12 protein-coding genes are annotated in these 13,831 nt (G+C 71.1%); 9 read left to right on the top strand and 3 right to left on the bottom strand.

What is annotated here, in order from left to right; translation table 11 throughout:
• Positions 1 to 36: 36 nt before the first annotated feature.
• A complete protein-coding gene (locus TR49_RS22950) occupies positions 37 to 771 on the bottom strand; it encodes a DUF1028 domain-containing protein (RefSeq protein WP_052434549.1) in 735 nt (244 codons plus the stop codon).
• Between the two features lie 82 nt (positions 772 to 853).
• On the opposite strand from TR49_RS22950, the gene TR49_RS22945 reads away from it, so the two are divergent.
• The 9 genes from TR49_RS22945 (at position 854) to TR49_RS22905 (ending at position 11,041) form a co-directional block, all read left to right on the top strand.
• Positions 854 to 1,564 carry a spermidine synthase family protein gene (locus TR49_RS22945; protein WP_152627410.1) on the top strand — a complete coding sequence of 237 codons (711 nt, stop codon included), beginning with the start codon at positions 854 to 856 and terminating at the stop codon, positions 1,562 to 1,564.
• 218 nt (positions 1,565 to 1,782) lie between these two features.
• Entirely contained in the window at positions 1,783 to 2,511 is a 729-nt protein-coding gene (locus TR49_RS22940; RefSeq protein WP_042365212.1) for a response regulator transcription factor, read from the top strand.
• Entirely contained in the window at positions 2,508 to 3,662 is a 1,155-nt protein-coding gene (locus TR49_RS22935) for a HAMP domain-containing sensor histidine kinase (RefSeq protein WP_439654122.1), read from the top strand. The genes TR49_RS22940 and TR49_RS22935 overlap by 4 nt, the downstream gene beginning before the upstream one ends.
• A gap of 223 nt (positions 3,663 to 3,885) precedes the next feature.
• Entirely contained in the window at positions 3,886 to 7,725 is a 3,840-nt protein-coding gene (locus TR49_RS22930) for a multifunctional oxoglutarate decarboxylase/oxoglutarate dehydrogenase thiamine pyrophosphate-binding subunit/dihydrolipoyllysine-residue succinyltransferase subunit (RefSeq protein WP_042384482.1), read from the top strand.
• Between the two features lie 161 nt (positions 7,726 to 7,886).
• Positions 7,887 to 8,135, top strand: a complete 249-nt coding sequence (locus tag TR49_RS22925) for a hypothetical protein (RefSeq protein ID WP_042384480.1) — start codon at positions 7,887 to 7,889, stop codon at positions 8,133 to 8,135.
• Positions 8,113 to 8,703 (top strand): hypothetical protein, encoded by a 591-nt coding sequence (locus tag TR49_RS22920; protein WP_152627409.1) that lies wholly within the window; start codon positions 8,113 to 8,115, stop codon positions 8,701 to 8,703. Before TR49_RS22925 ends, TR49_RS22920 begins: the two co-directional genes overlap by 23 nt.
• Before the next feature lie 103 nt (positions 8,704 to 8,806).
• Positions 8,807 to 8,989, top strand: coding sequence for a DUF6104 family protein (locus tag TR49_RS22915; protein WP_042384475.1), 183 nt, complete (start codon positions 8,807 to 8,809; stop codon positions 8,987 to 8,989).
• Positions 8,990 to 9,110: 121 nt separating this feature from the next.
• Complete coding sequence (locus TR49_RS22910) at positions 9,111 to 10,040, top strand: DUF4097 family beta strand repeat-containing protein (protein ID WP_042384472.1); 930 nt, start codon at positions 9,111 to 9,113, stop codon at positions 10,038 to 10,040.
• Positions 10,037 to 11,041, top strand: a complete 1,005-nt coding sequence (locus TR49_RS22905) for a PadR family transcriptional regulator (RefSeq protein WP_042384470.1) — start codon at positions 10,037 to 10,039, stop codon at positions 11,039 to 11,041. Before TR49_RS22910 ends, TR49_RS22905 begins: the two co-directional genes overlap by 4 nt.
• 130 nt (positions 11,042 to 11,171) lie before the next feature.
• On the opposite strand, the gene TR49_RS22900 is transcribed toward TR49_RS22905, so the two are convergent.
• Positions 11,172 to 12,134, bottom strand: a complete 963-nt coding sequence (locus TR49_RS22900) for a zinc-binding dehydrogenase (RefSeq protein ID WP_042384467.1) — start codon at positions 12,132 to 12,134, stop codon at positions 11,172 to 11,174.
• 99 nt (positions 12,135 to 12,233) lie between these two features.
• Positions 12,234 to 13,427 carry an NAD(P)-dependent malic enzyme gene (locus tag TR49_RS22895; RefSeq protein ID WP_042384464.1) on the bottom strand — a complete coding sequence of 398 codons (1,194 nt, stop codon included), beginning with the start codon at positions 13,425 to 13,427 and terminating at the stop codon, positions 12,234 to 12,236.
• Between the last annotated feature and the right edge of the window lie 404 nt (positions 13,428 to 13,831).

Below are 13,831 nucleotides of genomic sequence, written 5' to 3'. Positions count from 1 at the left end.
CGATAATGTTCCCCGCTCACTGTTCGCTGTGAGCGATCAGTCCTCGACGCCGAGGATCCGGGGCGCCCAGGCGGCGATGAGCCCGTCGCCCGGGGCGAGCTCCTGCGCCCGGCGCAGCAGCGGCACGGCCTCGCCCGCATCGCCCTTCCGCCAGCAGCCGTAGGCCTCGCGGAACAGCCGGTGCGCGCGGTCCACGGTCAGCAGCCGGCCGAGCTCGGCCACCGGCGCCTCCGCATCGTCCACGCGCAGGTCGACCGGCTCGTCGCCGCCGACGACGAACAGCGCCGCCGACTGGCGTCCGCGCCGGTCCCCGCCTGCCGCCTCGCCTGCCGCCAGCGCCGCGAGCAGGCGTTCCGCCAGCGGCTCCGCGGGGTTCACCGTCCACCCCGCCCACAGCGCGTCGACCACGCCGTCCGCCAGGGTGTTGCCCTGGACCGAGACGTGTTCGCCGAGGCGGTGACCGGCTTCGCCGTCGCAGCCCGGCCCCGTCCACGCGGCGACGCGGCCGCTCGCGTCGACCACGGCGAGCTGCCGGTCGTCCGCGTCCGGCAGGGCGGCCACCGCCGCCACCGCCTCCTTCGGGGCCGCGCCCCGCGCCAGCAGGTCGAGCACCGCTTCCCGGTGCCACAGTGGTGAGGAGGCCTGGCCGACCGCGACGCCGACGCCCCGCCTGGCCGTGGCGACCCGCGCGCCCACGGCCAGGACGCAGCTCGCCACCGCGACCCCGGTCCATCCGCTCACCGGGTCATGTGCGATCACGGAGAAGGTCATGCGCGGCAGCCTGCTCCCCCACGCCGGACCGGGCCATCGATTTCCTGCGGCGCCTTCCTCCGGCTCGGGCACGATGGTGCCCATGTCCACCCCTCACGCCGACACGCCGCCCGTCCAGCACTCCGACACGCCCGAACTGCTCGACCGTCGCGAAGGTCCGTTCGGCGAGGTCGCCCTGCGCCGTCGCGGCGCGCACTTCGAGATCATCGCCAACGGGACGTTCCTGATGGACACCTCCGACGGGCGTTCCGAGCGACTGCTGGTCAGCGCCGCCCTGGACGCCCTCGACGGCGCACGCGGAGCGCACCTGCTGATCGGCGGGCTCGGTGTCGGCTTCTCGCTCGCGGAGGCCGCGCAGGACCGGCGGCCCGGACGGATCACCGTCGTCGAGCGGGAACGGGCGATCATCGACTGGCACACCCGCGACGAGGCCCCGCTCGCCGCGTTCGCGGGCACCGGCCACGCCGATCCGCGGACCGAGATCGTGCACGCGGACCTGCTGGAACACCTGCGAACCACCGGGGACCGCTACGACGCGCTCTGCCTCGACATCGACAACGGGCCGGACTGGACCGTCACCGATTCGAACGACTCGCTCTACTCAGGCGCGGGCCTGGACCTGCTGACGCGGACCCTCGCCGACGGCGGGGTGCTCGCAGTGTGGAGCGCGGCACATTCCCCCGCTTTCGAAGCCCGACTCCGCGCCCGATTCGCCCGAATTGAGGTGATAGAGGTACCGGTACATGTGGAACGAGGGGTTCCCGATGTCGTGTACCTGTCCTCGCGCGGCTAGGTTACTCACGGTATGGTCCTGCCCGTGCCACCCCCCGAAGGGTCGGTTTATCCGACGTCGGCCCACCACAGCGGCCGCCCTGTCCCTACGCTGCCGAACGGCGGCAAAGTAGCGGACTGAAAGGGAAGGGGCGGGGGCACCGTACGAACCGTACGACCCGGAAGGCCTGAACAAGCTCGGGCCGGAGAACGCGAGGCCCTGGGGGCGGTGGCGTGACCGTGACGGATGTACAGCAGCAGACAAACAATGGCCTGGGAAACCAGCGCAGAGTCCTGGTTGTGGAGGACGAGCCGACGATCGCCGAGTCGATCGCGGCGCGTCTCGGCGCCGAGGGCTTCCGCGTGGCGGTCTCGCACGACGGCCCGACGGCGGTGGACTGCTTCCAGACCTGGCAGCCCGACCTGGTCGTGCTCGACGTGATGCTGCCCGGCTTCGACGGGCTGGAGGTCTGTCGCCGCATCCAGGCGCAGCGCCCGGTGCCCGTGCTGATGCTCACCGCGCGTGACGACGAGACCGACATGCTGGTCGGACTCGGCGTCGGCGCGGACGACTACATGACCAAGCCCTTCTCCATGCGCGAGCTCGCGGCCCGGGTCAACGTGCTGCTGCGCCGCGTCGAGCGCGCGCAGCTCGCGGCCCGGGCGCCCGCCGGCGGCACGCTGCGTCTCGGTGAGCTGGAGATCGACCACGTGCAGCGCCGCGTCCGGGTCTCCGGCGACGACGTGCACCTGACCCCGACCGAGTTCGACCTGCTGGTCTGCCTGGCGCAGCAGCCGCGCGCGGTGCTCACCCGCGAGCAGCTGCTGGCCGAGGTGTGGGACTGGACCGACGCGTCCGGCACCCGCACCGTCGACAGCCACGTCAAGGCGCTGCGCCGGAAGATCGGCGCCGCCTGGATCCGCACCGTGCACGGCGTCGGCTACGCCCTGGAGGCCCCGACACCGTGAGCCGCCGCACCCCCGCCCGACAGGGCCGCACGATCGCGCCACCGCCCATCGAGGTGACCCGCGCCGAGCGGTTCTGGGCGGGGCTGCGTCCGCTCGACCCGCTGCGCTCGGTCAAGGCCAAGCTCAACGTGGTGGTGCTGATCTCGGTCTGCATCTCCACGCTGATGGTGGTGCTGGCGCTGAACTCGTCCACCCAGATCCGGGTGGTCATGGTCTTCTCCGTGATCGCCTCGCTGCTGGTCACGCAGTTCCTCGCGCACAGCATGACCTCGGGTCTGCGGGAGATGACGGCGGCCGCGCGGGCCATGGCGGCCGGGGACTACACCCGGCGCGTGCACACCCGCTCGCTCGACGAGGTCGGCGAGCTCGCCCACGCCTTCAACACCATGGCCGACGACCTCGACGCCGCCGACCGGCAGCGCCGCGAGCTGATCGCCAACGTCTCGCACGAACTGCGCACCCCCATAGCCGCGCTCCGCGCGGTGCTGGAGAACGTGGTCGACGGGGTGGTGACCCCCGAGCCGGCCACCATGGCCGCCGCGCTCGAGCAGACCGAGCGGCTCGGCCGGCTCGTCGCCCACCTGCTGGACCTGTCCAAGCTGGCCGACGGCGCGGACTCGCTGGAGCTGCGCGCCTTCGACGTCGAGCCGTTCCTGGCCGCGGTGCTGCGCGGCCTGACCGTGGACGGCTCCGTGTCCGGCGGCGCGAGCAAACGCCGCACGGACGTCTCGCTACGCCTCGACGTCGCCCCCGGACTCACCGGCACCGCCGACCCGGAGCGGCTGCACCAGGTCGTCGCCAACCTCGTCGACAACGCCTGCCGCCACAGCCCACAGGACGGCACGGTCACCGTGCGCGCCCGCCCGGCCCAGGGCGGCGGCCTCCAGGTGGACGTGGCCGACGAGGGGCCCGGCATCTCCCCGGAGGACCGCGCGCGGGTCTTCGAGCGCTTCGGCCGCGGCAGCAGCGCCACCGCACAGGGCCCCGGCTCCGACGGCGGCACGGGGCTGGGTCTCGCCATCGCACGCTGGGCGGTCGAGCTGCACGAGGGGACGATCGCCGTCGCCGACTCACCGCTCGGCTGTCTGATCCGCGTCGAACTCCCGGGACCGCGCCGCCCTGCGGCGATCGTTTCGCACGGCCACCCCTGAACCGGAAGAATGGCCGGAAAGGACGGCGGGGGCCGAACGAACAACCCTTCGTTCTCCCCCATCACGCCCGAGTTCTAACCTCGGTTTCCGGCCATTGTTTGCGGCCGGACTGTGATCTGGGCGACCCTTGGTCTGCGGGACCTGCGCGGACGTGCGGCGGAGGCGTAGCCTTACTACCCGCTGTCCACCATCCACACGGAAGCGGAAGAGGGCGGTTGCCGCCGTGTCTCCACAGTCCCCAAACACGAACAGCTCACCTGCCACTACGGCCGAGGTCGGCCCGGGAGCCGCGTTCGGCCCCAACGAGTGGCTCGTGGACGAGATCTACCAGCAGTACCTCCAGGACCCGAACTCGGTCGACCGGGCCTGGTGGGATTTCTTCGCCGACTACAAGCACACCCAGACCGCACCGACGGCGCAGCCCGCTCAGGCGACCCAGAGCCCGGGTGCTCCCGCCGTCGCCGTGACCGCGGCGCCCAAGACGCCCGTGGCCCCGGCAGCGGCAGCGGTCCCCGCGCCGGCCGCCGCACCCGCGGCCGCCCCGGCGGCCAAGGCTCCGGCCGCCGCTCCGGCCCCCGCCGCTCCGCTGACTCCCAAGCCCGCAGCGCCCACGCAGACCCCGCGTGCCGCTGCTCCGGCCCAACCTGCCGACACCGTTAAGGACAGCACCACTGTGACCGCCCCCGCCGAGGCCCCGTCAGGACCCGAGCTCGTCGCGTTGAAGGGCCCGAGCGCCCGGATCGTGGCGAACATGGACGCCTCGCTCTCGATGCCCACCGCGACCAGCGTCCGCGCCGTCCCCGCGAAGCTGCTGATCGACAACCGCATCGTCATCAACAACCACCTGAAGCGCGCCCGCGGTGGCAAGGTCTCCTTCACGCACCTCATCGGCTACGCCATGGTCCAGGCGATCAAGTCGATGCCGGCGATGAACCACGGCTTCCAGGAGAAGGACGGCAAGCCCTTCCTGGTCAAGCCCGAGCACATCAACCTCGGCCTGGCGATCGACCTGACCAAGCCGAACGGCGACCGCCAGCTGGTCGTCGCGGCCATCAAGAAGGCCGAGACCCTCGACTTCTTCGGCTTCTGGCAGGCCTACGAGGACATCGTCCGCCGCGCCCGGCAGAACAAGCTCACGGTCGACGACTTCACCGGCGTCACCTGCTCGCTGACCAACCCCGGCGGCATCGGCACCGTCCACTCCGTCCCGCGCCTGATGCCCGGACAGGGCACCATCCTCGGCGTCGGTTCGATGGAGTACCCGGCCGAGTTCCAGGGCTCCGCCGAGGAGACCCTGGCCGCCATGGGCGTCTCCAAGGTGATGACGCTGACCTCGACGTACGACCACCGGGTCATCCAGGGCGCCCAGTCGGGCGAGTTCCTGCGCACGATCCACCAGCTGCTGCTGGGCAAGGGCGAGTTCTACGACAAGATCTTCGAGTCGCTGCGCATCCCCTACGAGCCGGTGCGCTGGGCCACGGACGTCGCCCGTACCCACGACAACGAGGTCAACAAGACCGCCCGCGTGATGGAGCTGATCCACTCCTTCCGCGTGCGCGGTCACCTGATGGCCGACACCGACCCGCTGGAGTACAAGCAGCGCAAGCACCCGGACCTCGACGTCCAGGCGCACGACCTGACGCTGTGGGACCTCGAGCGCGAGTTCGCGGTGGGCGGCTTCGCCGGCCACACCATGATGAAGCTGCGCGACATCCTCGGCGTGCTGCGCGACTCGTACTGCCGCACCGTCGGCATCGAGTACATGCACATCCAGGACCCGAAGCAGCGCCGGTGGATCCAGGCCCGCGTCGAGCGCGGCACCGACCGTCCGGAGCGCGAGGAGCAGCTGCGCATCCTGCGCCGCCTGAACGCCGCCGAGGCGTTCGAGACCTTCCTGCAGACCAAGTACGTCGGCCAGAAGCGCTTCTCGCTGGAGGGCGGCGAGTCCGTCATCCCGCTGCTGGACGCCGTCCTCGACTCGGCCGCCAAGGCGCACCTCGAAGAGGCCGTCATCGGCATGGCCCACCGCGGCCGCCTGAACGTGCTGGCCAACATCGTCGGCAAGTCCTACGCGCAGATCTTCCGCGAGTTCGAGGGCAACCTCGACCCGAAGTCGATGCACGGCTCCGGCGACGTGAAGTACCACCTCGGCTCCGAGGGCACCTTCACCGGCCTGGACGGCGAGACCCTCAAGGTCTCCCTCGCGGCCAACCCCTCCCACCTGGAGGCGGTCGACCCGATCGTCGAGGGCATCGCCCGCGCCAAGCAGGACATCCTCGACAAGGCCGGCGACTCGTTCGACGTGCTGCCGCTGCAGATCCACGGCGACGCGGCCTTCGCCGGCCAGGGCGTCGTCGCGGAGACGCTGAACATGTCGCAGCTGCGCGGCTACCGCACCGGCGGCACCGTGCACGTCGTCATCAACAACCAGGTCGGCTTCACCGCCGCGCCGACGGCGTCGCGGTCCAGCACGTACTGCACCGACGTGGCCCGCATGGTCGAGGCGCCGATCTTCCACGTGAACGGCGACGACCCGGAGGCCGTGGTCCGCGTCGCGCGGCTCGCCTTCGAGTTCCGCCAGGCGTTCCACAAGGACGTCGTGATCGACCTCATCTGCTACCGCCGCCGCGGTCACAACGAGGCCGACAACCCGTCGTTCACCCAGCCGCTGATGTACGAGCTGATCGACAAGAAGCGCTCGGTGCGCAAGCTCTACACCGAGGGCCTGATCGGTCGCGGCGACATCACCCTGGAAGAGGCCGAGCAGGCGCTCAAGGACTACCAGGACCAGCTGGAGAAGGTCTTCACCGAGGTCCGCGCGGCGGCGACGGTGCCCAGCCCGGCCGTCTCCGAGCGGCCCCAGGCCACCTTCCCGGTCGCGGTGCAGACGGGCATCTCCCAGGAGATGGTCAAGCGCATCGCCGAGTCCCAGGTCGCCCTGCCGGACTGGCTGACCGTGCACCCGCGCCTGCTGCCGCAGCTGCAGCGCCGCGCCACCATGGTCGAGGACGGCACCATCGACTGGGCCATGGGCGAGACCCTCGCCATCGGCTCGCTGCTGATGGAGGGCCACCCGGTGCGCCTGGCCGGCCAGGACAGCCGCCGCGGCACCTTCGGTCAGCGCCACGCGGTGCTGGTCGACAACAAGACCGCCGAGGACTACACCCCGCTGCTGTACCTGACGGAGGACCAGGCCCGCTACACCGTCTACGACTCGCTGCTGTCCGAGTACGCGGCGATGGGCTTCGAGTACGGCTACTCGCTGGCCCGTCCGGACGCGCTGGTGATGTGGGAGGCCCAGTTCGGCGACTTCGTCAACGGCGCCTCCACCGTCGTGGACGAGTTCATCTCCTCCTCGGAGACCAAGTGGGGCCAGACGTCCGGCGTCACCCTGCTGCTCCCGCACGGCTACGAGGGCCAGGGCCCGGACCACTCGTCCGCCCGCCCGGAGCGCTTCCTGCAGCTGTGCGCGGACAACAACATGACGGTCGCCATGCCGACGCTGCCGTCGAACTACTTCCACCTGCTGCGCTGGCAGACGCACAACCCGCACCACAAGCCGCTCATCGTCTTCACCCCGAAGTCGATGCTGCGTCTGAAGGCGGCGGCGTCCAAGACCGAGGAGTTCCTGTCCGGCGGCTTCCGCCCGGTCATCGGCGACACCACGGTCGACCCGGCCAACGTCCGCAAGGTCGTCATCACGGCGGGCAAGTTCTACTACGACCTGGAGGCGGCCCGCACCGAGCGCGGCATCACCGACACGGCGATCGTCCGCGTCGAGCGCCTCTACCCGCTCCCGGTCGCGGAGCTCCAGGAGGAGCTGAAGCGCTACGGCACCAACGTCCAGTACGTCTGGGCGCAGGAGGAGCCGTCCAACCAGGGCGCCTGGCCGTTCATCGCGCTCAACCTGGTCGACCACCTCGACGTCGTCGTCGGCCCCTCCGCCGACCGCGGCCGTCTGCGTCGCGTCGCCCGCCCGGCCTCCTCGGCCCCGGCGGTCGGCTCGGCCAAGCGCCACGCGGCGGAGCAGGCCGCGCTGGTCGACGAGGTGTTCTCGCTCTGACGTAGCCCGCTGAGGCCTGGCATCCGGCCCCGGTCACCCCTCGGGTGGCCGGGGCCCTTGCGTTCCCGGGGCCGCGTGGGGCGGCTCTTACCTTCCGGCTCATACGCCGTGGATAGCATCGATCGTGCGAGGAGCTGAACACGGCAGGGAGTGACGCGCGCATGACCACGAGCGGGTCGACGGCCCATCAGATGGCTTATGCTCCGGACTTTCTCATGGACACGCCCGTCGTGGATGTGGCGGCCGCGCTCGTGGGCGCCGGCTTCGAGGCCAAGCTGGACCATGACGAGGGTTGGTCCTGGACGCACGCCGCACTGGCCCACGGTAGCTGGGATGTCGTCAAGGGAACGGGCAAAAGCATCGCCGATGACGCGAAGGGACTCTGGCATGGCGTCACCAGCCTCTTCTGACCACGCGGGCCGCACCGGCACCGCGGGCCTGGCGGGCCTGCCCGCCCCGGAGCCGAAGCGGGTGCAGTACCTCGGCACGACCTGGGTTGAGCGGGGCCCCGCCTACTGGACCCGGCGGGTGCTGCTCTTCGTGGGGCGCTGCTTCATCGTGCTGCTGCTGGCCGTGTTCGCGGGATCCGCCTTCTACGCGGTGGCCGCCTCGCACCTGTCCTCCGGCGCCCGCACGGCGACCTTCGCCGGCATGGGCGCGCTGGCAGTGGTGGGTTTCGGCTTCGGCGTCCGCGAGGCGCTGGCCCTGAACCGCAGCACGCTGACCCGGGAGGAGCTGCGCGCCCAGCGGGCGGCCGTGATCAGCCGCCGACCCTGGCTGTTCCGGCTGCTCAGGCTGCGGATCATCCTCCTCCTGCTGCTGCTTCCGGTGACCGGCCCGGTGGCGTTCGGCTTCGTGCTGTCCTGGCTCCCCGGGGTGTCCCTCGGACGCGACCTCCCGGAGGAGCGCCCGGCCCGGGCCGCGCTGACAGAGGCGCAGGAGCGCTACGAGGCCCTCGCCCGCAGGGCCCGGGGCTGAGCGACGGCAGGGCTGTCCAACAGGAGACCCATCAGTCCGGGACCGGCCTGGGCGCCGTCTGACGTACGCTTCGGCCAGTATCCGTTTTCGCAGGAGAGACCACGTGTACTTCACCGACCGAGGCATCGAGGAACTGCAGAGCCGCCGTGGCGAGGAGGAGGTCAGCTTCGACTGGCTGGCCGACCGGCTGCAGGAGTTCGTCGACATCAACCCCGAGTTCGAGGTGCCGGTCGAGCGCCTGGCCACCTGGCTGGCCCGGCTCGACGACGAGGACGACGACGAGTAGGGACGAGTAAGGGTCTACCCGGACGCGACCCTGAGTTTCGCGATATAGCTTGACTCTCCACCGGCGCGATATATCGTGAATAACGACAGGCATCCATCAGTCGTTCCACGGGGAGTCAGGCATGTCCGAGAAGTGGACCGTCAGCACGCCGCAGAAGATCACCTTCGGCGAGCCGGTGCGACGGGTCAAGGTGCGCACACTCGCCGGCGCGGTCAACGTCGTGGCCGGCGAGGCGCCGGCCCGGCTGGAGGTCTCGGAGATCGACGGCGCTCCGCTCGAGGTCACGGTGGACGACGGGGAGTTGTTGATCACGTACGAGGATCTCCAGTGGAAGGACTTCCAGTGGAAGTCCCTCACCCGCTTGATCGAGGGCTGGCGCCAGAAGCGCCGGGCCGTGGTCTCCCTCGTCGTCCCCGCGGGCGTCGACGTCGAGGTCGGCTCGGCCTCGTCCGACACAGTCGTGTCCGGCATCGCCGGCCGGGTCCACGCCAACACCGCCAGCGGTGGCGTCACGCTGGTCCGGGTGAGCGGTCCGGTCGACGCGAACACGGTTTCCGGCACGGTCGAGGCCCACGGGACCTCCGGAGGGCTTAAGATCAACACTGTCTCCGGCGCGCTCACCGTCTTCGCCGGAACCAGCGGCGCGCTGAAGGCCAACAGCGTCAGCGGCGCGATGACGGTCGACCTCGACCGTCCGGCGGCCGCCGACGTGGAGCTCACCAATGTCTCCGGCGAGGTGGCCGTCCGCATCCCCGCCCCCGCAGACACGCAGGTCCGGGCCGACACCACCAGCGGCTCCGTCTCCTCCTCCTTCGACCAGCTCCAGGTCAGCAGCAACTGGGGGGCCAAGCGCATCACCGGCACCCTGGGCTCGGGCACCAGCCGCCTGAAGATCACCACGGTCTCCGGTTCCGTCGCGGTGCTGCGCCGCCCTGACGACGAGGACGGCCCGCAGGACGCGACGCCCACCGACGGCACGCCCACGGACGCCACGCCCTCCGACTCCGCCCCGCTTGCGATCGACCACCAGAAGGGGGCTGACGAGGCATGAGCCGCCCCGTGTTCGCCCATGGGCGCCTGCGCCTGTACCTGCTCAAGCTCCTGGACGAGGCGCCGCGCCACGGCTACGAGGTGATACGGCTACTGGAGGAGCGCTTCCACGGGCTCTACGCCCCCTCCGCCGGGACGGTCTACCCGCGCCTGGCCAAGCTGGAGCAGGAGGGCCTGGTCGAGCACTCGATGGAGGGCGGCCGCAAGGTCTACCGGATCACCGCGGCCGGCCACGCCGAGTTGGAGGCCCGTGCGGTCGAACTCGCCGAGCTGGAGGCCGAGATCCACGACTCCGTCTCCCAACTCGCCGACCAGATCCGCGAGGACGTCCGCGACTCCGCGCAGGATCTGCGCGAGGAGATGCGCCGCGCCGCCCGGGAGTCGCGCCGTCAGACCCGCTTCGGCGAGGACAACTGGCGCACCGACCGCGAGGCCTGGCAGCGTGCCAAGGAGGAGTGGCGCGAGGCCAAGGAGCAGGCCACGGAGCAGACGCGCGAGGCCAAGGAGCAGGCCCGCTCCGCGAAGGAGGAGGCCCGACAGGCCAAGGAGCAGGCCCGCGCGGTGCGCGAGCAGGCCCGGCGCGAGGCCCAGCGGATCGGCGAACAGATCAAGGCGCACGTCCGCACCGGCGACTGGCCCTCGGGCCTGTCCGAGGGGCTCTCCGAGCTCACCAAGACCCTCAGCGGCCTTGCGGATCCGTCCCGTTGGACACCGCCGGCGGGTGCGCCGACCGACGCGCCGCCACCGACCACACCGGGCAACGGCGCCCCGCAGGACGCCACACCCCACGACACAACGCCCCACGACACCACGCCGCAGGACCTCCCGCCGTGGACGCGGGTCGACGCCCAGGGCGAGCCGCTGCGCGAGCTCTCCGGCCTGCTGGACCGCTTCCGCGACGAGGTCCGCGACGCCGCCCGCGACACGGGCGTAACCCCGGAATCCCTCCAGCACGCCCGCACGGTCCTGGCCGACGCGGCAGCGCGTCTCCGCAGGCGGTAGTCGCACTCCCCGGGGGCGCGGGAAACTGCGGGACACGCCGCCCTGCGTGGCGAACTCGCTGAGCGAGCAGGGCCATCAGCACACGGGTGGTTGCTCGCGCGGTTCCCCGCGCCCCTCAGGGATGTGCGGTCTACGGCTTCAGCACGATCTTGCCGAAGACGTCGCCCTTCTCGATGCGGGCGAAGCCCTCGCGGGCCTCGGCCAGCGGGAGGACGGAGTCGATGACCGGGCGGACGCCCGTCGTCTGGCAGAAGGACAGGAGCTGTGCCAGCTCCTCCTTCGTGCCCATGGTCGAGCCGACGACCTTCAGCTCCAGGAAGAAGATCCGCGTCAGCTCCGCCGCGGGCGGGTTGGGGCCGCTCGTCGCGCCGGAGATGACCAGCGTGCCGCCCGGGCGCAGCGACTTGATGGAGTGGGACCAGGTGGCCGCGCCCACGGTCTCCATCACGGCGTCCACGCGCTCCGGCAGCCGCGCGCCGCTGGGGAACCAGGCGTCCGCCCCCGTTTCCACGGCGCGGGCGCCCTTGGCCTCGTCGCGGCTGGTGGCCCAGACCCGCAGCCCGGCCGCCTTGCCGAGAACGATCAGCGCGGTGGCGACGCCGCCGCCCGCGCCCTGCACCAGGACGGTGTCACCGGGCTTCACGCCCGCGTTGGTGAAGAGCATCCGGTACGCCGTCAGCCACGCCGTCGGCAGGCACGCGGCCTCCTCGAAGGAGAGCCCGGCCGGCTTGGGCAGCAGGTTCCAGGTCGGCACGGCGACCTTCTCGGCGAAGCTGCCCTGGTAGTGCTCGGTCAGGATCGAGCGGGGCTCCTTGGGGCCGACTCCGTGACCGGTCTGGCCGATGACGGAGTGCAGGACGACCTCGTTGCCGTCCTCGTCGAAGCCCGCGGCGTCGCACCCGAGGATCATCGGCAGCTTCTCTGCCGGCAGGCCGACGCCGCGCAGCGACCACAGGTCGTGGTGGTTGAGCGAGGCGGCCTTGACGGTGACGACACTCCACCCAGGCCGGGCCTCCGGCTCGGGGCGCTCCCCGAGCTCCAGGCCGCTGAGCGGGTCGTCCGGGGCGATACGTGCGGCATAGGCGGCGAACATGCCTCGACCCTAGAACCGCGCTCGCCCGCCACGGAACCGCGCCACAGTGTGATCTATGGCTCCGCGACGGGCGAGTGAGTGAACCTGTAGAAGGAGCGGTCAGATCCGGGCGACGCCCTCGGCGCGGGCGGCCTCGGCGACGGCCTTGGTGACGGCCGGGGCGACGCGCTCGTCGAAGGGGCTCGGGATGACCTTGGCGGCGGAGAGCTCCTCACCGACCAGGCCGGCCAGTGCGTCGGCCGCGGCGATCTTCATGCCCTCGGTGATGCGGGACGCCCGCACCTGGAGCGCGCCGGCGAAGATGCCCGGGAACGCCAGCACGTTGTTGATCTGGTTCGGGTAGTCCGAGCGACCGGTGGCAACCACCGCGGCGTACTTGTGCGCCACGTCCGGGTGAACCTCGGGGTTCGGGTTGGCCATGGCGAAGACGAAGCAGTCCTTCGCCATCTTCGCGACGGCCTCCTCCGGCACGGTGCCGCCGGAGACGCCGATGAAGACGTCCGCGCCCTCGAGCACGTCCGCGAGCGAGCCGGTCAGACCGCCGCGGTTGGTGAGCTCGGCGATCTCGCGCTTGACGTCGGTCAGGTCGGTGCGGCCGACGTGCACGACGCCCTGGCGGTCGCAGAGGGCGACGTCGCCGATGCCGGCCCCGACGAGGATCTTGGCGATGGCGATGCCTGCCGCGCCGGCGCCGGAGATGACAGCGCGGAGGTCGGCCAGGGTGCGACCGGTCAGCTTGGCGGCGTTGCGCAGCGCGGCCAGGGTGACCACGGCGGTGCCGTGCTGGTCGTCGTGGAAAATCGGGATGTCCAGCGCCTCCTGCAGGCGGCGCTCGATCTCGAAGCAGCGCGGGGCGGAGATGTCCTCCAGGTTCACCCCGCCGAAGGACGGAGCGAGGCGGACGACCGTCTCGATGATCTCGTCCACGTCCTTGGTGTCCAGCGCGATCGGCACCGCGTCGACGCCGCCGAACTGCTTGAACAGGATCGCCTTGCCCTCCATGACGGGCAGGGACGCCTCCGGACCGATGTCCCCGAGGCCCAGCACCGCGGTGCCGTCGGTCACGACGGCGACCACCTTGGACTTCCAGGTGTAGTCGTTGACCAGCTCCGGCTGCTCGGCGATGGCCGTGCAGACACGGGCCACGCCGGGGGTGTAGGCGAGAGAAAGGTCGTCCGCGTCACGGACCGGGACCGTCGCACGAATCTCCATCTTGCCGCCGCGGTGCAGGGCGAAGGCGGGGTCGAGCGGCTCCTGGTCGATGGAGCGGGGGCTGATGATCTCGGCTGCCACGAGGACCTCTTCGTCGTCGTTCTTTGAGGGTTTGGGTGAGCTGGTTCTGCGTCCGGTTCCGTGCCGGTCACGACACTAGTCCGGGCCGAGCCGCCGCTGCTTCGTCTTTTTGTCCCGGTGGGAGGGGCTTTCTCCTCCGTTGTGTCGTGAGATCCGCCCGCACAGACCGGATCACGTCCACATGCAACGGTGCAGAACAGCACTCGAGAGCGAACGGCGAGCGGCCGGAGTGCGAATGGTGCATGCCGATCCGGAGCGCTGTCCTGGCTTCCGGTCGCACACACGTCCGGATCGGTCCCGAACCGGTGGGCCTGCTCGACTGACGGGGGTCACCCGTGTGCCGATTTTGGCACACCTCGTGCCGTGGTGGGCAGCGGAGCCCGTTCCGGCTTTCGGTCGGGTAC

It is taken from the genome of Streptacidiphilus melanogenes (genome assembly GCF_000787835.1).
GTDB classification, from domain to species: domain Bacteria; phylum Actinomycetota; class Actinomycetes; order Streptomycetales; family Streptomycetaceae; genus Streptacidiphilus; species Streptacidiphilus melanogenes.
Note: the sequence above shows the minus strand (reverse complement) of the source record. Positions and strands in the feature narration are given on the sequence as shown.